At 69.1% G+C, this 21,383-nt stretch carries 14 protein-coding genes and 2 pseudogenes; 10 read left to right on the top strand and 6 right to left on the bottom strand.

All coding sequences use genetic code 11. From position 1 onward, the window contains the following. Nucleotides 1-21 precede the first annotated feature (21 nt). Nucleotides 22-1,233 (top strand): serine hydrolase domain-containing protein, encoded by a 1,212-nt coding sequence (locus tag ACWEKS_RS27270; RefSeq protein ID WP_452342698.1) that lies wholly within the window; start codon nucleotides 22-24, stop codon nucleotides 1,231-1,233. Here ACWEKS_RS27270 and trpS read toward each other — a convergent pair. Both trpS and ACWEKS_RS27280 read right to left on the bottom strand, forming a co-directional pair. Then, a complete protein-coding gene (gene trpS, locus ACWEKS_RS27275; protein ID WP_452342699.1) occupies nucleotides 1,230-2,282 on the bottom strand; it encodes a tryptophan--tRNA ligase in 1,053 nt (350 codons plus the stop codon). The genes ACWEKS_RS27270 and trpS overlap by 4 nt on opposite strands. Nucleotides 2,283-2,454: 172 nt before the next feature. Next, nucleotides 2,455-3,759 carry an MFS transporter gene (locus ACWEKS_RS27280; protein ID WP_452342700.1) on the bottom strand — a complete coding sequence of 435 codons (1,305 nt, stop codon included), beginning with the start codon at nucleotides 3,757-3,759 and terminating at the stop codon, nucleotides 2,455-2,457. Between the two features lie 185 nt (nucleotides 3,760-3,944). On the opposite strand from ACWEKS_RS27280, the gene ACWEKS_RS27285 reads away from it, so the two are divergent. The 3 genes and pseudogenes from ACWEKS_RS27285 (at nucleotide 3,945) to car (ending at nucleotide 9,499) form a co-directional block, all read left to right on the top strand. Further along, nucleotides 3,945-5,486 carry an MFS transporter gene (locus ACWEKS_RS27285; RefSeq protein ID WP_452342701.1) on the top strand — a complete coding sequence of 514 codons (1,542 nt, stop codon included), beginning with the start codon at nucleotides 3,945-3,947 and terminating at the stop codon, nucleotides 5,484-5,486. Next, nucleotides 5,449-5,796, top strand: a pseudogene (locus ACWEKS_RS27290) (alpha/beta hydrolase); the annotation flags it as partial. The gene ACWEKS_RS27285 and the pseudogene ACWEKS_RS27290, both read left to right, overlap by 38 nt. Nucleotides 5,797-5,968: 172 nt before the next feature. After that, the gene (car, locus tag ACWEKS_RS27295; RefSeq protein ID WP_452342702.1) at nucleotides 5,969-9,499 is read left to right on the top strand and encodes a carboxylic acid reductase; all 3,531 of its coding nucleotides are present in this window, start codon (nucleotides 5,969-5,971) and stop codon (nucleotides 9,497-9,499) included. Nucleotides 9,500-9,502: 3 nt separating this feature from the next. On the opposite strand, the gene ACWEKS_RS27300 is transcribed toward car, so the two are convergent. Further along, the gene (locus ACWEKS_RS27300) at nucleotides 9,503-10,141 is read right to left on the bottom strand and encodes a TetR family transcriptional regulator (protein ID WP_452342703.1); all 639 of its coding nucleotides are present in this window, start codon (nucleotides 10,139-10,141) and stop codon (nucleotides 9,503-9,505) included. Nucleotides 10,142-10,260: 119 nt separating this feature from the next. On the opposite strand from ACWEKS_RS27300, the gene ACWEKS_RS27305 reads away from it, so the two are divergent. Then, the gene (locus ACWEKS_RS27305) at nucleotides 10,261-11,400 is read left to right on the top strand and encodes a lipase family protein (protein ID WP_452342704.1); all 1,140 of its coding nucleotides are present in this window, start codon (nucleotides 10,261-10,263) and stop codon (nucleotides 11,398-11,400) included. A 52-nt stretch (nucleotides 11,401-11,452) separates the two neighbouring features. Here ACWEKS_RS27305 and ACWEKS_RS27310 read toward each other — a convergent pair whose 3' ends face one another. Both ACWEKS_RS27310 and ACWEKS_RS27315 read right to left on the bottom strand, forming a co-directional pair. Further along, nucleotides 11,453-12,235 (bottom strand): VOC family protein, encoded by a 783-nt coding sequence (locus tag ACWEKS_RS27310; protein ID WP_452342705.1) that lies wholly within the window; start codon nucleotides 12,233-12,235, stop codon nucleotides 11,453-11,455. Between the two features lie 167 nt (nucleotides 12,236-12,402). Next, nucleotides 12,403-13,194: an SDR family NAD(P)-dependent oxidoreductase gene (locus tag ACWEKS_RS27315; protein ID WP_452342706.1), complete on the bottom strand. Its 792-nt coding sequence runs from the start codon at nucleotides 13,192-13,194 to the stop codon at nucleotides 12,403-12,405. A 99-nt stretch (nucleotides 13,195-13,293) separates the two neighbouring features. On the opposite strand from ACWEKS_RS27315, the pseudogene ACWEKS_RS27320 reads away from it, so the two are divergent. Continuing rightward, nucleotides 13,294-15,332 (top strand): annotated as a pseudogene (locus ACWEKS_RS27320) (CocE/NonD family hydrolase). Nucleotides 15,333-15,388: 56 nt separating this feature from the next. On the opposite strand, the gene ACWEKS_RS27325 reads toward ACWEKS_RS27320, so the two are convergent. Continuing rightward, nucleotides 15,389-17,176, bottom strand: a complete 1,788-nt coding sequence (locus ACWEKS_RS27325; protein WP_452342707.1) for an ABC transporter ATP-binding protein — start codon at nucleotides 17,174-17,176, stop codon at nucleotides 15,389-15,391. 85 nt (nucleotides 17,177-17,261) lie between these two features. On the opposite strand from ACWEKS_RS27325, the gene ACWEKS_RS27330 reads away from it, so the two are divergent. From ACWEKS_RS27330 to ACWEKS_RS27345, 4 genes are all read left to right on the top strand, one after another. Further along, nucleotides 17,262-17,786, top strand: a complete 525-nt coding sequence (locus ACWEKS_RS27330) for a MarR family winged helix-turn-helix transcriptional regulator (RefSeq protein ID WP_452342708.1) — start codon at nucleotides 17,262-17,264, stop codon at nucleotides 17,784-17,786. A gap of 115 nt (nucleotides 17,787-17,901) precedes the next feature. Beyond that, the gene (locus tag ACWEKS_RS27335) at nucleotides 17,902-18,546 is read left to right on the top strand and encodes a pentapeptide repeat-containing protein (protein WP_379389003.1); all 645 of its coding nucleotides are present in this window, start codon (nucleotides 17,902-17,904) and stop codon (nucleotides 18,544-18,546) included. A 64-nt stretch (nucleotides 18,547-18,610) separates the two neighbouring features. Then, nucleotides 18,611-20,863 carry a molybdopterin-dependent oxidoreductase gene (locus tag ACWEKS_RS27340; protein ID WP_452342709.1) on the top strand — a complete coding sequence of 751 codons (2,253 nt, stop codon included), beginning with the start codon at nucleotides 18,611-18,613 and terminating at the stop codon, nucleotides 20,861-20,863. Beyond that, the gene (locus ACWEKS_RS27345; protein ID WP_452342710.1) at nucleotides 20,860-21,363 is read left to right on the top strand and encodes a winged helix-turn-helix transcriptional regulator; all 504 of its coding nucleotides are present in this window, start codon (nucleotides 20,860-20,862) and stop codon (nucleotides 21,361-21,363) included. Before ACWEKS_RS27340 ends, ACWEKS_RS27345 begins: the two co-directional genes overlap by 4 nt. Nucleotides 21,364-21,383: the final 20 nt, after the last annotated feature.

Consider the following 21,383-nt stretch of genomic DNA (forward strand, 5'->3'; position numbering starts at 1 on the left):
CGACGGAAGGGAGCGATTGCGGTGAACGGGTTTTCGGCCGAGGGGCTGAAGAAGGTGAGCGAGGTACTCGACGGGTACGTCGAGCGGGACGAGGTGGCCGGCGCGGTGGCCGCGATCTACCGGCACGGCGAACTGGTGCAGGTGGACACGGTGGGCTGGCGGGATCGGGGGGCCGAGCAGCCGATGCGGCGCGACACCCTCTTCCGCATCGCCTCGATGACCAAGCCGATCACCGCGGTGGCGGCGCTGACCCTGGTGGACGAGGGCCGCATCGCGCTGTCGGATCCGGTGGACGCCTGGCTGCCGGAACTGGCCGGCCGCACCGTCATGCGCGACCCGGACGGCTCGCCCGCGGACGTGGTGCCCGCCGAGCGCCCGATCACCGTGGAGGATCTGCTCACCTACCGGCTGGGCCTGGGCTGGGGCCGCTCCAGCCTCGCACCGCAATTGTTCGCCCTCACCGCCGATCCCATCGCGAGCGCCATCGGCGTCGCGAACGCCGAACGGCTGGCACCGGACGAGTGGCTGCGCCGGGTCGGCGAGCTGCCGCTCATCGCGCAGCCCGGCACGGTGTGGCGCTATCACACCGCCTCCGACATCCTCGGCATCCTGATCAGCCGGGTGACCGGGCAGCCGCTGGAAACCGTGCTGCGCGAACGGGTGCTGACGCCGCTGGGCATGATGGACACCGGATTCACGGTGCAAGAATCGGAGCGCGACCGCCTGAGCGTGCTGTACGGCCCCGATCGCACCGAACTCGACCGGCCGGCCACCACCGCGTGGGGCGAGGAGCCGCTGTTCCCCTCCGGCGGCGCGGGCCTGGTATCCACGGTGGACGATTACGCGCGCTTCGCCCGCATGCTGCTCAATGGCGGTGAGCTGGACGGGCTCCGGATCCTGTCGGCCGAAACGGTTGCCGCGCTGAGCCGGGACCACCTCACCCCCGAGCAGCACGCGGCAGCTCCCTTCAATCCGCCGCTGGGCCAGGCCATCTGGGCCGACCAGGGGTTCGGCTACGGCGTGAAGATGCAGACCGAACCCGGCAGCGGCATCCCGAGCGTCGGCACCCTGTCCTGGCCGGGCGGTCTCGGCACCGCCTGGTACGCGGACCCCGAGAAGGATCTGGTGACACTGCTTTTCGTGCAGTCCGCCAACATCATCATCGCCGCCGAGTGGCGCAGCCCGCTCGGCGACGACTTCCTGACCGCGGTCTACGGAGCCCTGGCGGACTAGTACACCGTCCCCATCGCCGAGCGCACCTCGTCGAGGGTGCGTTCGGCGATCTCGTCGGCGCGCCGATTGCCCTCGCGCACAATGCCACTCGCGAAATCCGGGTCCGCGGCCAGCTCCGCGCGCCGGGCCCGATGACCCGCGAAGAAGTCGTTCACCGCGTCGGTGGCCAGCTTCTTCAGCGCCGCGCCGCCGCCGTCGCCGAGCTTGTCCGCCAGCGTCTGCTCATCGGTGCCCAGGCACAGTGCGGCCGTGGTGAGCAGCGCCGAGACGCCGGGCCGGGCATCGGGATCGAAGGTGATGCGCCGGTCGGAATCGGTTGCGGTGCGGCGGATGAGCGCCGCGGTCTCATCTGCGGTCATGGACAGCGAGATGGCATTGCCGTAGCTCTTGGACATCTTGCGGCCGTCCAGGCCCGGAATCTCCGGGGTCGAGGTGAGCAGCGCCTGCGGTTCCGGGAACACCCGGCCGTAGCGCTCGTTGAAGCGCCGCGCGATGATCCGGGTGACCTCCAGGTGCGGCAGCTGGTCCTTGCCCACCGGCACCAGATTGCCCTTGCAGAACAGGATGTCGGCAGCCTGATGCACCGGGTAGGTGAGCAGCAGCCCGCTCAGCGCCCGCTCCGAGGCGGCCAGTTCCGCCTTCACCGTCGGATTGCGGTGCAGCTCCGACTCGGTGACCAGACTCAGGAACGGCAGCATGAGCTGATTGAGGGCCGGCACCGAGGAATGGGTGAACACGGTCGCCCGGCTCATGTCGATCCCGGCGGCGGCGTAGTCCAGCACCGCGCTGTAGACGTTCTCGCGGACCTGGCCGAGGCTGTCGCGGTCGGTGATGACCTGATAGTCGGCGAGGATCACCCACAGGTCCACGCCCAGTTCCTGCAACCGCACCCGTTCCCGGACGGTGCCGAAGTAGTGGCCCAGATGCAGTCTGCCCGTGGGCCGTTCACCGGTGAGGACGCGGAAGCGGCCGGGATGCGCGGCCACCTCGGCGGCCAGCTCGTCGCTGCGCTCGCGGGACGCGGCGAAGGAATCCGAAAGGGTGGTCACGTACAACTCCTGAAAGTTCATGGAGGCTGCACGAGCTGGGTGTTCCGGTCGGGAATCACGGGCCGCGTACAGCCCGTGGTCATGGTTCATCGGGCTGCTAGTGCAGCCAGCGCCATGCCTGCCGGGTGGAAATCACCTGTCCACCTTAACAAGCCGCGGCCGCGATCGCTGGTCAGGGGTGCGCCGACACCACCCGCGGCATCGGCGCGACCGAGCCCGGGCACGGCGCCGGGCACAGATGTCCGGCCAGCGCGGTGTGCGGACTGCGGTGGCGCAGCGACCCGGCCAGGGCGACGGCCTCCATCGCGATCACGATCAGGCCGTAGCCGTAGGTCGTGGCGGCCAGGCCGAACCGCTGCACGCACAGCCCCGCGATGACCGCGGGCACACTGAGCGACAGGTAGGAGACCACATAGATCGCGGTCACCACCTCCGCCCGGGTCTCGGCCGGTGACAGACCGGTCAGCAGGCGCAGCGCACCCGAGAACGACGGCCCGAAGCCGACCCCGGCCACCACACTGGCCGCGAAGAACAGCCACACCGACTCGGTCGCCGCGCCCAGCAGCGCCAGCGAGACCCCGGACATGAGCAGGATCGGCCCGCGCAGCAGCGCCTGATCGATGGTCCAGTCGCGTGCCAGCAGTGCGGTCACCGCCGAGGTGCCCTGCAACGCGACCACCACCAGGCCACCGGCCAGCGGTGTGCCGACGTGGAAGTGCACCTTCATGAGCGCGCCGCCCAGCGCCAGATAGAGCCCGCCCAGCGCCCACGTGGCCGCGATCGACGGCACCAGGGTGAGGAAGGCCACCCGGACCTCTTGCGGCACCGACACTTTGGGCTTGAGTGAGGCCAGGCCCCGCCCGTCGGGCGCGACCGTCTCCGGAATCAGCAGCACGCCGATCACGATGACGGTGAACGCCACCGCCAGCAGCCAGTACACCAGCCGGGTCGGCGCGGGCGCGTAGGCCACCAGCAGCCCGGAACTGATCGCACCCACCGCGAGCCCGCCGCCGGCCGCCACATTCGTCATGAGCGCGCCCAGCCGCGATTCCGCGGGCTGCAGATCGATGAGCGTCGCGGTGATCGCACCCGTGGCCAGTCCGGTCGCGATGCCCTGCACGATGCGGGCGGTGAAAAGCCAAGTCACGGACTGCGCTTCGGCGAAGGCCAGCGTCCCGGCCAGCTCCACCAGCACCGCCGCGATGAGCACCGGCCGCCGCCCGATATGGTCGGACAGCGAGCCCGCGAACAGCAGAGTCACCAGCAGCGCAATGGCATTCGCGGCATAGACACCCGTCGACACCAGCGACGAGTAGTGCCACATCTGCTGATACACCGGATACATCGGCGACGGGGCCGCCGACGCGAACAGCAGCAGCCCCAGCGCGATCGACAGCAGCCAGAACGCCGCTGAGTTCGAGATCCGGTAGCGCGCGGGGGTTTCGACGCGCACGGCGTCGTCGGGAAGGTTGTGCATGGTTCCTCGGGGCGGATCGTCGTGTACGTGCCGATCGAGTGTGACCCATCGGGGGACGGGAGTTCGACCCGTCATGCTGACCGGGCGCGCTGTCAGTCCGCTGGCAATCCGATACCAGGGCCCTGCCAGCGGATTCGGCGATGCTGGCGGTGTTCGCCTCTCCCGGAACGAAAGTCGTCGAGTCAATGAACAACGAAGAACACCGGCGCGCGGGCCGGCGGGAATGGAGCGCGCTCGCCGTGCTCGTCCTGCCGCTGCTGCTGGTCTCCATGGATGTCTCGGTGCTGTATTTCGCGGTGCCCTTCATCGTGCGCGACCTGGATCCCAGTGCCACCCAGCAGCTGTGGATCTTCGACATCTACGGCTTCGTGCTGGCCGGGCTCCTGCTCACCATGGGCGCGCTCGGTGACCGCATCGGCCGGCGGCGGCTGCTGCTGATCGGCGCGGCCGGCTTCAGTGTGGCCTCCTTCGCGGCGGCCTACGCGCCGAATGCCGAGGCGCTCATTGCCGCCCGTGCCGTGCTCGGCATCGCGGGCGCCACCCTCATGCCGTCCACGCTGGCGCTGATCCGCAACATCTTCGTCCGCGATGCCGACCGCACCAAGGCGATGGCGGTGTGGGCGGGCGTGATGAGCAGCGGCGTGGCCATCGGTCCGGTGCTCAGTGGCGCACTGCTGCAGTACTTCTGGTGGGGCTCGGTGTTCCTGATCAATATCCCCGCCATGGCGCTGCTGCTGGTGCTGGCCCAGGCGATGCTGCCGGAATTCCGTGGGGCGCGGGCGGAACGGTTCGACTGGATCAGCGCGGTGCTGTCGCTGGCGGCGGTCATGCCGATCATCTTCGGGCTCAAGGAATGGGCCGCCAATGGATTCACGGTGTGGCGGTTGGTGATCCTGCTGGCCGGGCTGGCAGTGGGCGCGGTGTTCGTGATCCGGCAGCGGCGGGTGCCGGACTCGGTGCTCGACGCGGCGCTGTTCACCCGGCGCACCTACACGGTGTCGGTGTCGGCGCAACTGCTGGGCATGTTCGCCCTCGTCGGCAATGCGGTGTTCGTGACCCAGTACCTGCAGTCGGTGCTCGGCATGAGCCCGTTCGTGTCGGCGCTGTGGAGCCTGGCCCCCGCCGTGGTGGTGGGCGGCGCGGCTCCGCTGGCGGCGGCGCTGGCCCCCAAGCTGGGGCCGGGCCCGGTGGTGGCGGCCGGATTCCTCATCGCTGCTTCAGGTTTCGTGGTGATGGCGCTGGTCGGGGTGCACTCGCTGGCGCTGGTGCTGTTGGCGGCCGCCCTGCTGGGCGCGGGACTGGTGGTGGTGATGACCCTGGTCACCGATCTGGCCATCGGCGCGGTCGCGCCGGAGCGGGCGGGCGCGGCCTCCGCGGTGCTCGAGACCGGCGGCGAATTCGGCGGTGCGCTCGGCATCGCCGTGCTCGGCAGCATCGGCGCGGCGGTGTACGGAAGCAAGGTCGATCGCGCCCTGCCCGCGGATCTGCCCCCGGCCGCCGCGCACACCATTCATGAAACCCTCGGCGGCGCTGTCGGTGTCAGTGCCGGCCTGCCCGGCGGGGACGCCATCCTCTCGGCGGCCCGCGCCGCCTTCACCTCGGGTATGAACACCATGGCGATCCTGGGCGCGATCGTCATGGCGGTGGCCGCTCTCGGCTGCGGCCTGTTGCTCCGCACCGACCGGCCCGCCGCCGAGCCCAGCCCCGCCGACGACGCCCTGGTCTGAGTTCCACGACAGCTTCTGCCAGGACCACACTGAGGACGAGGGTCCGGTCATGGCGGTCACCCAGCAGGCCCCACTGGGCTCCACCTTCGGTGACGCCGTTACCGCCCCGGCCTGGAAGGCCAAGCCGACCTGGTATCAGGTCTCCACCGGGGACCGCATGATCAACCTGGACAACGAGCGGCGCATGGCCGAGCGGACGGGCCCCGCCGGACCGTCGAGCTGACCTCGAGCCACGCCTCGCTGGCCTGGCAGCCGGGTCACCATCGCCGACCTGATCGATGCCGCGGTGACCGATTCGGGCTACCGGTAGCACGCTGCGGATTCGCGGCGCATCCTGGATTGGGGGTGCGCCGCGGAGTGCTTGACTTTCCCCTCCCGGCCGCCCATGGTGGAAACGTTAGCAAAGCTAATTGATGGGGAGAAAACCCGACGTCCGAACGAATTCGTGGCGTCGTGATCGCCGGAGACCAGGGAGGACATTGATGGTCGAGGACGCCGTTCGGGCGGAGCTTACCCAGCGATTCGCGGATCGGCTCGCGCATGCCGAGATCGCGAAGCGGTTCGAGGAACTGATGGCCGACGATCAGGTGCGGGCGCTGGTCCCGCTACCCGAGGTCGCGGCCGCGGCCCAGCAGTCCGGGCAGGGGCTGGCCGGTGTGGCGGCGGTGCTCTTCGGCGGATACGCCGACCGGCCCGCCATCGCCGAGCGGGCCACCGAGATCGTGGTCGGCGCCGACGGGCGGCGCACCCGGCGGCTGCTGCCCGCGTATCGCACCACGAGCTATGGCGAGCTGTGGGTGCGTTCCGGGGATATCGCGGCCGCCTGGCACGCGGACCCGCGACACCCCCTGCGCGCGGGGGACTTCCTGTGCATCCTGGGCTTCGCCAGCGGCGACTTCACCGCCGTCGAGCTGGCCGGCATCCGGCTGGGCCTGGTGAGCGTCCCACTGCAATCGGGTTCACCTGCCGCACAATGGCATTCGATCATCACCGAGACCGGCGCCCGGACGCTGGCGGTGAGCCTGGAACTGCTCCCGCCCGCGCTCGACTGCGTGCTCGGCGGCACGCCGGTGGAATCGATCGTGGTCTTCGACTTCGAACCCGGCGACGACCACCACGCCGAGACCTACGCCGCCGCACAGCGCCGCATCGCGGAGTCGGGAGCCGCGATCAGCCTGGAATCGCTTGCGGCCGTGGCGGACCGGGGCCGGGACCTGCCCGCGGCGCCGCTGCACGTGCCCGCCGACGAGGACGAGCTCGCCCTGCTCATCTACACCTCCGGCAGCACCGGGACCCCCAAGGGCGCGATCTACCCGCAGCGTCTGGCGACCGGTATGTGGTTGGGGCCCACGGTCATTCCGGCCCCGGTCATCAATTTCTGCTATATGCCCCTGAGTCACGTCGCCGGCCGCATGGTGCTGAGCGGCACCTTCGCGCGCGGCGGGACCGCGTATTTCGCGGCGGCCAGCGACATGTCGACCCTGTTCGAGGATTTCGGCCTGGCCCGGCCCACCGAGGCGTTCTTCGTCCCGCGCGTGTGCGACATGGTGTTCCAGCGCTATCAGAGCGACGTACAGCGCCGCATTGCCGCGGGCGCGGCCCCCTTCGAGGCCGACGAGGCCGCGAAAGCCGCACTGCGACAGGACTTCCTGGGCGGCCGCCTGCTCCGGGTCATGGTCGGCAGCGCGCCCATCTCCGCGGAGATGAAGGAGTTCATGAACTCGGTGCTGGGCCAGCCGCTCGTCGACGGCTACGGCTCCACCGAGGCCGGCGGCGGCCTGCTCATGGACAACGAGATCCGCCGGCCGCCGGTCATCGACTACAAGCTGGCCGATGTACCCGAGCTCGGCTACTTCGCCACCGACAAGCCGTACCCGCGCGGCGAGTTCCTGGTGAAGTCGACGCAGCAGATCCCGGGCTATTTCAAACGTCCCGAGGTGACCGCCGAGATCTTCGACGAGGACGGCTACTACCGCACCGGCGATATCGTCGCCGAGGTCCGGCCCGACCATCTGGTGTACGTCGACCGCCGCAACAATGTGCTCAAGCTGTCGCAGGGCGAGTTCGTGGCCGTGGCCAAGCTGGAGGCCGTCTTCGCCACCAGCCCGCTGATCGCCCAGATCTTCGTGCACGGGTCCAGTGAGCGCTCGCACCTGCTGGCCGTCATCGTGCCCTCGGCGGCCGCCGTCGCGCTCGAACCCGCCGAGATGACCGCGGCCATCACCGAATCCATGCAGCAGATCGCCAAGGATGCCGAACTGGAGTCCTACGAGATCCCGCGCGAATTCCTGATCGAGACCGAGCCCTTCACCCAGGACAACGGCCTGCTGTCCGGCATCGGAAAACTGTTGCGGCCCAAGCTCAGGCAGCGCTACGGCGAGCGGCTCGAGGAGCTGTACCGCGCGCAGGCGCGGCAGCAGGAGGACGAGCTGCTTGCGCTGCGCCGCGAGGCCGCCGACCGGCCGGTGCTCGAGACGGTGTGCCGGGCCGCCCGCGCCGTCCTCGGCGGCGGCGAGCCACAGGCGGATGCGCACTTCACCGACCTGGGCGGGGATTCGCTGTCGGCGCTGTCGTTCTCGACGCTGCTGCGCGAGATCTTCGATGTCGAGGTGCCGGTGGGCGTGATCGTCAGCCCCGCCGGCGACCTGGCCGGGCTGGCCGCCCGCATCGAGGCCGAACGGTCCGGCGCAGGCGGTCGTCCCACCGCGTCGACCGTGCACGGCGGCAGCGAGATTCGCGCCACCGACCTCACCCTCGACAAGTTCGTGGACGCGGCGACCCTGGCGGCCGCGCCCGGTCTGCCGCTCGCGCCGCAGCCGCCGCGTACGGTGCTGCTCACCGGCGCCAACGGTTACCTCGGCCGGTTTCTGTGCCTGGAATGGCTGCAGCGCCTGGACGACACCGACGGCACCCTCGTCTGCATCATTCGCGGCCGCGACGCCGAATCGGCGCGCCGGCGGCTGGACGAGGTGTTCGACAGCGGCGATCCCGAGCTGTTGCGGCTCTACCGGGAGCTGGCCGGGCGTCGCCTGCGCGTGCTGGCCGGCGACATCGGCGCACCGAATCTCGGTCTGGACCAAGAGGTTTGGCAGGAGCTCGCCGAGACCGTCGACTTCATCGTGCACCCGGCCGCGCTGGTCAATCACGTGCTGCCCTACGACCAGCTGTTCGGTCCCAATGTGGTCGGCACCGCCGAGGTGATCCGCCTGGCGCTCACCGCGACCCGCAAACCGGTCACCTACCTGTCCACGGTCGCTGTCGCCGATCAGATCGACCCCGCCGTGTTCACCGAGGACGGCGACATCCGCGAGATCAGCCCCGTACGCACGGTGGGCGACGGGTACGCCAACGGCTACGGCAACAGCAAGTGGGCCGGTGAGGTGCTGCTGCGCGAGGCGCACGACCTGTGCGGGCTGCCGGTGGCGGTCTTCCGCTCCGACATGATCCTGGCGCACAGCGTGTACGCCGGGCAGTTCAACCTGCCCGACATGTTCACCCGCCTGCTGCTCAGCGTGCTCGCCACCGGTCTGGCCCCGAAGTCGTTCTACGCCTTGGATTCCGGCGGCGGGCGGCGACGGGCCCACTACGACGGGCTGCCCGCGGACTTCACCGCCGCCGCCATCACGGCTCTCGGCGCCCGCGTCACCGCCGGTTTCGAGACCTACGACGTCCTCAACCCCCACGACGACGGCATCTCCCTCGACGAATTCGTGGACTGGCTCATCGAATCCGGCCATCCCATCGACCGCATCGACTCCTACCCGGACTGGGTCGGCCGTTTCGAGACCGCCTTGCGCGCCCTGCCGGAGCAGCAGCGCACCCACTCGGTGCTGCCGCTCCTGCACGCCTACCGCCGCCCCGGCCTGCCCATCGCGGGCGCGGCGCTCCCGGCCAAGCGCTTCCAGACGGCCGTGCAGCAGGCGAAACTCGGCCCGAACGGCGACATCCCGCACCTGACAAGGGAACTCATCGACAAGTACGTCACGGATCTGAGGCTGCGCGGTCTGCTGTAGCCCTCAGTCGTCGCCCGCCGCCGCGGGGATCTCGAGACCGTGCTGCAGCGCGGCGACGGTGCCGTCGAGAACCTCGTAGAGGCGGTCGAGGGACGGATGGGGGCTCGCCACCCAGTCGTCGAGCCCCACTCCGAACGCCGCGAAGCAGGTCGCGGCGGCGAGTTTCGCCCGCAGGTCGTCCTCGGCCAGTCCGCCGCGGCGGGCGAAACTCCGGGCCAGCGCGTCCCGGCGGCCGAACGTGCCGGTGAAATTCTCCTGGCGCAGTTGCGGATTGGTGATCAGCACCAGCCGCGCCCGCCGGGCGGTGTCGGCCTGGCGGCGCCGCAGCTCGGCCTCGGCATCGTCGAGCAGGAACTCGCGCAGCGCGGCCCGCAGCGCGACGAAGACCGCCTCGTGCGGCGGGCGGTGGTCCAGGGCGGCCAGCAGGTAGGACATGACGTCCTCCTCATGGCTGAAGACCACGGCCGCCTTGGCGGGGAAGTGACGGTGGAAGGTGCGCCGCGACACCTGGGCGGCGTCGGCGATCTCCTGCACGGTGGTCTGCTCGAAGCCGCGGCGCTCGAACAGCAGCAGCGCCGCGTCGATCAATTCGCGCCGCACCCTGGCCTTCTCGCGTTCCCGCAATCCGGTCGGTGCCGTCATCCCGCCCTCTCGTGTCGCCGATATCCACCCTGGTGTCTCAAAGTGACACTTCTCAGGATAGTCTGACCGAAGTGTCTCACTGTGACACCAAAGCGAGACGATACGAGAGGACTCCTCCGATGACGCGACGCACCGTGATCACCCTGGTCTCGGCGGCCGTGCTGGCCACCGGGCCGCTCGCCGCCACCGCCCAGGCCGACCCGCCCGCCCGGGCCGAGGGCGCGGCCCCGGGCGCCGTCGTCGGCAATGAGGCGCTGGCGCAGGACCTCTGGATCGACGGCACCGGCTCGGCCCGCAAGCTCACCTACTGGACCCGCGATTCCTCCGATCAGCCCGCGCTGTCCACCGGCGTGGTCTTCACCCCGGTGGGGACCCCGCCGCCCGGCGGCTGGCCGGTGCTGTCCTGGGAGCACGGCACCGTCGGCATCGGCGACGACTGCGCGCCCTCGGTGGCCGGTCGCTCCGACCGTGACATGGGGTTCCTCGCCACCTGGATGAAGCAGGGCTACGCCATCGTCGCCACCGACTACATCGGCCTGGGCACCCCCGGCGTGCACGCCTACCTCGACGGCCGCGCCGAGGCGCACGCCGCCATCGACATGGTGCGCGCCGCCCGCGCCGTGGACGACTCGCTGGCCCCGAAGTGGGTGGCGATCGGGCAGTCGCAGGGCGGCGGCGCCGCGGTTTTCACCGCCTCGCTCGCGACACGCTATGCGCCCGAACTGGATTACCGTGGCGCGGTGGCAACCGGCCCGGCCTCCAATATCGTCGATGCCGCGACCCTGATCGGTCCGAACACCCCGCCCATCGGGTCCCCGCACATCACCGCCTACACCACCTACGTGTTCAACGGCCTGAAGGCGGCCCGCCCGGACTTCGACCTCGACAGCTACCTGACCCCGCTGGGCAAGCAGCTGGTGACCGACGCCCAGACCCTGTGCTTCGCTCCGATGGCCGAGCGTGCCACCGGTGTGTCGCTGAACCAGCTGGTGTCGCGGCCGCTGGCGGACGGCGATTTCGTGCCGACCGCGCGGTCGGTCATGGATGTCCCGCTGACCGGCTACGACCGGCCGCTGTTCATCGGGCAGGGCACCAATGACACCGATGTCCCCGCACCGCTCACCGCCAAGCTGGTCGCCGACATGGCCGTGGCCGGAACGCATCCCGAGGTGCACGTCTACGCGGGGAAGGACCACAGCGGCGCCATGCTCGCCTCTCTGGCCGACAGCCTGCCGTTCGTGGCGCGACTGTTCTCCTGACGCGAAAGGCCGAGTGGCACAGAGCCACTCGGCCTTGGCGTCGACCGATGGATCAGCCGATGGTGACGGTGGTGTCGATCAGACCGAAGACCTCGCCCTGCGGGCCCGACACGATGCCCATGCGCCCGAAGGGGCTGTCCGACGGGCCCATCAGGACGGTCGCGCCGAGCTCCTTGGCCTTGTCCAGCGCGGCGTCCGCGCCCGCGACCTGGAACCAGGTCAGCCAGTAGTTGGGGCCGTCGCCGGGCTGGCCGGTGCTGTCGGCCACGCCGCCCATCGGGCGGCCGTCCGCGCCGGCGAAGGTGGAGTACGGCATCTGCTCGCTGCCGATCTCGTCGAAGGACCAGCCGAAGACCTGCTTGTAGAACTCCTGCGACGGTGTGTACACGGCGGTGTGCAGGTCGTTCCAGCAGTACGCACCGGGCTCGTTGAAGATCCCGGCGCCGGTGTGCGCCTTGGCTTCCCACACACCGAACACCGCGCCCCCCGGGTCCGCACCGACGAACATGCGCCCGACATCCATCACGTCGAAGGGCGGCATGAACACCGAGCCGCCGGCCGCCGTGACCGCGCCCGCGACCGCATCGGCATTCTCGGCGGCGAAGTAGGTGGTCCACACCGAGGGCATGGCGGCCTCACCCATCTTGGGCCCGATGCCCGCGGCGGGCTTGCCGTTGAGCATCGCCATCAGATACCCGCCCGCCTCGGGCGGACTGTCGAGCACGTCCCAGCCGAGCAGCTGGGCGTAGAAGTCCCGCGCAGCGGCGGGATCGTCGACGGAACAGTCGACCCAACACGGAGTTCCCTGCGGCCAAGCCTTGTCTGTCGTGGGCATACGGATCCTCCCGAGAATCGGTCGGTTGCGGCCTGTCGGAGGGCAGGCACATGGTCAGCTAACCATGCTTCCCGGCATTCCGGTCACGGAATACCGACTGGTCACGAACTTGTGTTGAACATTCCGGGAGCACCCGGGCATCGACCTGGCCAGTGGCAATTCCGGGTTCACGGCCGGTATGGGTAGGCGCCGCCGTCGATGACGATGCGCTGGCCGGTGAGGTAACCGGCGGCGGGGGAGACGAGGAAGGCGACGACGTCGGCTACCTCTTCGGGGCGGCAGACGTGGCCGAAGGGGGAGGTGGCGTCGAGGTCGGCGGCGTGACGGTGGATGCCGCCGGACAGGGCCGCGGTCAGGCGGTCGCCCATGTCGGAGGCGACCAGGCCGGGGGCGACGATATTGACGTGGATTCCGTTGGGGGATTCCTCTTTTGCGAGGGTGTGGGCGAGGGCTTCGAGGGCGGCCTTGGCCATGTTGTAGGGGGCGCCGGCCGCGCCGAGGGCGTGGGCGGCGACGCTGCTGATCATGATGATGTCGCCGCGTTCGCAGGTGCGCATGCCGGGGAGGACGAGCTTGGTGAGGTGGTGCGGGCCGATGGCCTGAATGCGCAGCAGTCGCTCGACCTCCGCCGGATCGGTGTCGGAGACCAGGCGGCCACGGCTGGCGACGCCGCCATTGTGGACGAGGATGCTGATCGGGCCGAGCTCGTTCGTCACCCGGTCGACCATGGCGGTCACGGCCACCGGATCGTCGACCGGGGCGTGCACGGCGAGGGCGGTGGCTCCCAGGGAATGCAGTTCGGCCACAGTGTCTTTCGCCGATTGCTCATGGCGCACCCAGTTGACCGCGACCGCCGCGCCGCGGGCGGCCAGCGCATGGCTGATGGCGCGCCCGATACCGCGCCCGCCGCCGGTCACCAGTGCGACTCGTCCGGCCAATTCGCCTGCTGCTGTGCTCACCTGATCAACATATGACACCCGCCACGATTGCGGTCGAGAGTGTCGGCCATTACAGTCCGACCGTTGGGTACGCAGCGGTTCCTCAACCACGGGGTCGGGATGCAATTCACCAAGTTCAGGGGACGAACGCTGGGCGCGCTCGCCCTGTTCGCCACCGCAGTCACCGTCGGGGTACTGGTCCGGCCGCTGGCCACCGCCACTCCGGACGCCGGATCACTGGGCGCGGCCTGGACCGCGACCGAGGACGGGCCGCCGAAATATCCTGGCGTGCACATCGATTGGGACGTCCCGATCACCATGAGCGACGGCACCGTCCTGAAGGCCAATGTGTATCGGCCCATGGACGCCGACGGTCACATCGTCGACACCCCGCTGCCGACGGTCGTCAACCTCACCCCGTACACGAAACTCGTGTCCATGATCGCGGATTCGGCGCTGTCGATTCCCGGCCTGTCGGATGTGCTGTCGAACTTCCTGCAGGGTTTCGACCTGTCCGGCGTCGGCCTGGGCGGTCTCTCCGATCTGGTGAAGGTGGTGCCCGGCGGCGCGGCCCGCGTCTTCACCGCCGACCGGAAGCTGGTCCAGTCCGGCTACACCCAGGTCGTCGCCGACGTGCGCGGCACCGGCTTCTCCGAGGGCGTCTGGCAGGTCTTCCAGGAGCGTGAGCAGTTCGACAGCGTCGAGGTGATCAACTGGGCGGCCCAGCAGCCGTGGTCGGACGGCAAGGTCGGGATGTCGGGCATCTCGTACTCGGCGATCAATCAGGTGCAGGCCGCCGAACACCAGCCGGACGCGCTGAAGGCCATCTTCCCGGTCGAGCCCGGCAGTGACCTGGTGCGCGATGTGCTCGCCACCGGCGGCGCGCTCGGATTCGGTTTCATCCCACCGTGGTTGCTGGGTGTGGACAGCCTCAAACTGCTGCCGGATCTGACCTCGATCTTCTCCGGCGTCTTCGACTGGAAGTGGCTGGCCGACCGCCTGCAGAGCCCGTTCACCTTTTTCGACTACATCATTCAGGCGCTGACGGTGCAGTCCATCCCGGAGATCCCGGACAACCTGAAGAGCATCCTGGAACCCGACAGCAGCCTGCGCACCGCCTGGCTCGGGCATCCGGACCGGGTGCGGGTGCCGGCCATGGTCTACGGCGGCTGGCACGACATCTTCACCTACTCCGAACCCCGCATCTATGACGCGATTCCCTTGCCGCCCGGGCAGAAACAGCTGATCATGGGCGACACCTACCACGCCGATCCCGGCAGCGGCTTCGGCGCACCCGGGGCCCCGCCGCGCCTGGACGTGCTGGAGCGCGCCTGGTTCGACAGGTGGCTCAAGGGCATCGACAACGGCATCGACGGCTACGGCCCGGTGACGCTGTTCCAGCAGGGCGGCTCCTGGACCACGACGGACCAATTCCCGCGCAGCGACGTCGATTACCGCCGCCTGTACCTGTCCGGCGCGCCCAGCGGCACCGCTCCGATGAGTGTGCACGACGGCAGCCTGGTCGCCGATCCCGCCGGGCCGGAGCGGCTCACCGTCGCGCCCGGCATCAACAGCCTGTGCTCACGCGATTCGGCGCAGATCACCGCGGGCGTCACGGCCGTCCTCGACGCCTGCGCCAAGGACGCGCGGCCGATGGAACTCAACGGCCTCACCTTCACCAGCCGACCGGTGGCCGACGCCACCCTCGTCTCCGGGCCGGTGAACGTACACCTCAACACGGTGCTCGATGCCACCGACGGCTACTGGACCGCGACGCTCAACGATGTCGCGCCCGACGGCAGGTCCACGGTGCTGACCTCCGGCCAGTTGACCGCGTCGCTGCGAAAGGTGGACGAGGACAAGGCGACCCGCTCGGCCAACGGCGACTACACCGACCCGTACCCGGTCCTCACCCTGGCCGATCGCGAGCCGCTCGTCCCCGGTCGGCCCACCACCGTCGATCTGGGCCTGACCGCCACCGACGCGGTCCTGCAGCCGGGCCACCGCCTGCGCATCGACGTCTTCGCGTTCAACTTCCCGCGCGGCCTGCCGCTGCGGCCGCTGTTGAACGAGAGCGAACTGCTGCCCAGCACATCGACCTCGACCCGAACGCGCCCAGCTGGGTGAACGTCCCTCTCGGCGGAAATATCGGCTGGTAGGGAGAGAAAGAGGCCCTGTCGTCAGCGTGGACGGCAGGGCTTTCCGCTGTCCGGGTTCAGGATTCGAGCACGGCGACCACGTCGGCCTCGGCCATGACATCGTCGAAGGTGTCGCGGGCCAGCAGGTCGGCGTAGAAACCGTTGCGCTCCACCAGTTCCCGGTGCGTGCCGCGTTCCACCACGCGACCCTGATCGAGCACCACGATCTGATCGGCGTCCCGGATCGTGGACAGCCGGTGCGCGATCGTGATGGTGGTGCGATTCGCGGACAGCGCGTCGATCGCCGCCTGCACCTCGCGCTCGGTCCTGGTGTCCAGCGCGCTGGTCGCCTCGTCGAGCACCATGATGGGCGGATTCCGCAGGATGGCCCGCGCCACCGCCAGCCGCTGCTTCTCCCCGCCGGAGAAGCGGTAGCCGCGCTCGCCGACCAGGGTGTCGTACCCGTCGGGCAGGCTCATGATGTGGTCGTGGATCTGCGCGGCCCGGGCCGCGGCATGCAATTCCGCCTCTGTCGCATCGGGTTTCGCGAAGCGGAGGTTGTCGGCGACCGAGGAGTGGAACAGGTAGGTCTCCTGCGACACCACGCCGACCGCCGCGGACAGGTCGGCGAAGGACAGCTCCCGAACGTCCACGCCGTCGACGGTGACGCGGCCGGACGTCACGTCGTACAGCCGCGCCACCAGATACCCGAGAGTCGTCTTCCCCGAGCCGGTTTCGCCGACGATCGCCAGACTCGACCCGGCGGGCACCTCGATATCGATGTCGCTCAGCACGTTCCGATCCGCGTCGTAGGCGAACCCGACGCGCTCGAACCGTACCGCGCCCGTCACCTGCACCGGCAGGGGCGTGGGCCGCTCGGGCTCCTCGATGTCCGGCCGCAGATCCAGGTATTCGAAGATCCGCCCGAACAGCGCCAGCGAGCTCTGAATATCGACGCCGGTCGACAGCAGCATGACGGTCGGCCGCAGCAGGCCGCTCTGCAGCGTGGTGAACGCGACCAGCGTGCCGATCGACACCAGCGGATGCCCCTGGGCCACGGTCATGCCCGCCGCCCAGTAGATGACCGCCGGCATGGCCGCCATCACGATCGAGATGGTCGACTGCCGCCACCGCCCGGCCATGCTGGAGCGGATCTCCAGATCCACCAGCCCCCGCGATTCCCGGGTGAAATCCTCGACCAGCGCGGGTGAGCGACCCATGGTGCGCGACAACAGGATTCCGCTCACCGACAGCGATTCCTCCACGATCGCCGACATGCCCGCCAGCTTGCGCTGCTTCTCCGCGGTGATGCGCCGGCGCTCGGAGCCGACCCGGCGGCTGATCCACACGAACAGCGGCAGCATGACCAGCGAGACCAGCGTGAGTCGCCAGTCCAGCGCGAACATGGCGATGACCGCCGCGACGACGGAGGTGAAGTTGGAGACCAGCGAGGTGATGGTCGAGGTGACCGTGGACTGCATGCCGCCGATGTCATTGGCGATTCGTGACTGCACCTCGCCGGTGCGGGTGGTGGTGAAGAAGGACAGCGGCATGGACTGCAGCCGCGCGTAGACGGCCGACCGGAGATCGTGCATGACGTCCTGGCCGACCGCGGTCGAGATATAGGTCTGGAAGACGCCGAACACACTGTTCAGCGCCGCGACCGCGATCATGCCCACGGCCAACAGGGTCAGCAGTCCGGTGCGACCCTGCGGCAGGGCGTCGTCGATGATGCCGCGCAGCAGGAACGGGGAAGCCAGACCGGCCAGCGAGGCCAAACCCACCAGGGCCGCGACCAGGGCCAAGCGCCCGCGATAGGGATGAAAGAGCCGGACGATCCGGCGAAGTTCAGGTTGTGAAGCCATCAGCGCCTCCTTTCGCAGGGAGTCAAGCGCTATAACTGAGTTTGGCTCATAATTGTTCCGAGGACAATGAGTTATGCTCTGGATCATGTCGAGCAGTCCTGCAGACGAGCCGCGCGCGACGGGTGAGAGGCGTGTCGTTCCCGACGATGACCTCGCCGAACTCTTCCTGCGCACCACCAAACGGCTGCGCCGCACGCAGTCGGCGCGGCTGTCGCCGCTCGGCCTCACCCCGGCCCAGGCCCGCGCGCTGCGCATCATCGGCCGCGCCGACGAGCACGGCGCCGAACCGCTGCACATGTCCGCCCTCGCGGAGCACCTGGGCATCGTGCCGCGCTCGGCTACGACCGTCGTCGACGCCCTGGTCGCCGCCGGACTGGTTGCCCGCGAACCGGATCCGGCCAACCGCCGCGCCACCCTGGTGACCCCGACCGCGGCGGGCCGCCGGGTAGTGGCTCGGATGTCCGACGCTCGCCGTGACGCCGCCGAAGAGATCTTCGCCGCCCTCTCGCCCGGTCAGCGCCACACCCTGCGCGAGCTTCTCGCCACCTTGGAGACCGACGACTGCACACCGCCGAACGCGGCGCTGACCCCGCGAACCGGCCCGGAGTAGCAGGTCGAGGGTCCGGTCGGTCGCGCGGATGGGTGGCCGGGCTGTCGTGAGCCTCGAGTACGGTCGGGAGCGTTGTGCCGATCCGATCTTCACCTCGACCCGGTAAGGAACCGATATGCCACGGGAGCTGGCCGACCTGCCTTTCGCGCGTTTCCTGGAACCGCAGGAGACGCTGCTCGATGAGGGCGCTTACGACTGTGCCCATTTCGACGGCCTCTCACTCGACGATCCGCAGCTGCGTGGCGTGACCTTCACCGAGTGCGCCATCTCGGCCACCACGGTGACCGGAGGTTTCTTCCGGTATTCGCGGTTCAACGATGTCTGGCTGGGCAGTACCCGCTGGATTCGGACCGATCTGTCCGAAACCAATTGGATGGATGCGGAATTCGTGCTCGCGGCCATGTCGGGGGTGGAGGCGTTCGGGTCGGCGCTGCGGCGGGTGAGTTTCCACAACTGCAAGTTCGATTCGGTGAATCTGCGTGGTGCGGTGCTGACCGATGTCTCGTTCGTGGATTGCGTGCTGCGGGACGTGGATATCAGCGAGGCGAAGCTGACCTCGGTGACCTTCCCCGGCTCGGAGATCTCCGGGCTGTCGCTGCGCAATGCCAAGTTGAAGAAGGTCGACCTGCGTGAGGCCCGGTCGATCGGCATCTCCAGCGGGGTCGAGTCGCTGTCGGGTGCGCTGGTCACCAATACGCAGCTGCTCGAGTTGGCCCCGGTCTTCGCCCACTCCTTCGGAATCCTGGTCAAGGACCTGTAGACGAAAGCGGCCAAGGATCGCTTGTTAGTAGCGCTAGTGAACTGACTCGAGTTACGCTCCTCACATGACGGAGTGGCGGCCCACGGCGTGCATCCTGTGCGAGTGCAACTGCGGCATCCAGGTGCTGCTCGGGCCGGACGGCCGGTCCTTCGAGAAGATCCGCGGCGACAAGCTACATCCGGCGTCGGAGGGCTACACCTGCAACAAGGCCCTGCAGCTGGACCGCTACCAGAACGGGCACACCGGCCGGCTGACCTCGCCGCTGCGGCGGCGTGCGGACGGCAGCTTCGAGGAAATCGATTGGGAGACAGCGATTTCCGAGGTGTCGGCCAAGTTTCTGGAGGTCGGGCACCACTTCGGCGGTGAGTCGATCTTCTATTACGGCGGTGGCGGGCAGGGCAATCACCTGGGCGGTGCGTACGCCCCGGCGACCATGGCCGCGTTCGGCATGAAGTACCGGTCCAGCGCGCTGGCGCAGGAGAAGACCGGTGACTTCTGGGTGGGCGCGCGGATGACCGGCTACCCGATGCGCGCGGACGTCGAGCATGCCGAGGTGGCGTTCTTCATCGGCAAGAATCCGTATCAGTCGCACGGGTTTCCGCGGGCGCGCACGGTGCTGAAGGAGATCGCCAAGGACCCGGCACGGTCGATGATCGTGCTCGACCCGGTGCGCACCGAGACCGCCGAGCTGGCGGACTTCCACCTGCAGCTGCGGCCGGGCACCGACGTGTACCTGCTGACGGCCATGGCCGCGATCCTGGTGCGCGACAACCTGATCGACGAGGAATGGCTGGCCGAGCACACCAGCGGCCAGGACGCGGTGCTGCCGGTGCTGCGAGCGGTGCCGATCGGAAAGTACTGCGCCATCGCCGATGTCGATCTGGACCTGGTGACCGCCGCGACGCACCGGCTGGCCCGCGCGAGCTCGGTCGCCGCGCTCGAGGACCTCGGCGTGCAGATGAACCGGTACTCGACGGTGGTCAGCTATGTCGAGAAGCTGGTCTGGCTGCTCACCGGCAATGTCGGAAAGCCGGGCACCCAATACGCTTTCACCGGCCTGAGCAATCTCGGCCACGACCGGGGGCATCCGGCGGGCGAGGGACCCAAGAGCCCGGTGGTCGGCGCGCAGATCGTGAGCGGTCTGGTGCCGTGCAATGCGATCAGCGAAGAGATCCTCACCGACCACCCGGCGCGTTACCGCGCCATGTTCATCGAGAGCGCGAATCCGGCACACTCCCTGGCGGATTCGGCCCGCATGCGCGAGGCGCTGGCGGCGCTGGAACTGGTGGTCGTCATCGACGTCGCCATGACCGAGACCGCGCGCCTGGCCGACTATGTGCTGCCCGCGCCCACCCAGTTCGAGAAGTACGAGGCCACGTTCTTCAACTTCGACTTCCCGCGCAATATCTTCCACCTGCGGCACCCGGTGCTGCCCGCGCCGGCGGGCGTGCTGCCCGAGCCCGAGATCCACGCCCGCCTGGTCGAGGCCGCGGGCGTGCTGAGTGAGGCGGACTACGCGCCGCTGCGGGCCGCGCTCGCGCAGGGGCGGGAGGCGTTCGCCATGGCCTTCCTGGGGATCCTCGGCGATCCGGCGCGGTCGAAACTCGCTCCCGTGCTGCTGTATCGGACGCTGGGGGAGACGCTGCCCGACGGTGCGGCCTCGGCGGCACTGCTGTGGGCGGCGGCCTACAACATGGTGCGCAAGTTTCCGGCCAGCGTCGAACGCGCCGGGTACGGAACGGGTCTGGAGGCGGGGGAGCGGCTGTTCGAGGCGATTCTGACGGGCAAGCACGGCATCGTGATCTCCGAGGACGATTACGCGGAGACCTGGAACCGGGTGCGCGACAAGGTGATCCGGCTGGAGATTCCGGAGCTGCTGGAGGTGATCGCCACCCTGCCCGTGCCGACCGAGGACGACAGTGCGGACTGGCCGTTCATTCTCTCGGCGGGTGAGCGCCGGGCCTTCACGGCCAACACCATCTTCCGCGACCCGGCCTGGCGCAAGCGTGATGCGGCGGGCACCCTGCGCATCAGCACCGGCGATGCCGAGCGGCTCGGGCTCACCGCGGGCGACCTGGTCCAGGTGACGACCCGGCGCGGCACCGCGCAGGTCCCCGTCGAGCCCACCGACCGCATGCGCCCGGGCCACCTGTCGCTGCCCAACGGTTTCGGGCTCTCGGTCGCCGCCCCGGACGGCACCTCCGTCACCACCGGCACCGCCCCGAACGAGCTGACCTCCTTCGACGACCGTGACGAATGGGTCGGCACCCCCTGGCACAAGTACGTCCCCGCCCGCCTGGATACCGTGACCGCATGAAACGAACGAGTTTCGCGAACTGGCCGTGCACCGTCGCCCGCACCGTCGACCTGCTGGGCGACTGGTGGACGCCGCTCATCCTCCGCGAAGCTTTCTACGGCGCCAAGCGTTTCGACGATTTCGAATCCACCCTCGGTCTCAGCCGCAATATCCTCACCCAGCGTTTGAACCGATTGGTGGACGCGGGACTGTTGACCAAGGTTCCGTATCAGGAGCGGCCGGTTCGCCACGAATACCGGCTGACCGATCAGGGGCGCGATTTCTTTCCCGTCATCGCGGCCATGATGGCCTGGGGGGATCGGTACCTGGCTCCGGAATCCGGGGAGCCGGTGGTTCTGCATCACACGGCGTGTGACCACGATACGCACGCCGAGGTGGTGTGCTCGCATTGCCGGGAACCGTTGCGGCACGAGGACATTTCCGCTCGGCTGGGGCCGGGGTTTCCGGCTCGGCTTCGGAATACGGCATTAGCAACCGGTCGTTTTGGTGATGGGGATTGAAAAGCCTTGTATCAGAGTGG

The organism is Nocardia sp. NPDC004711, assembly GCF_053601595.1.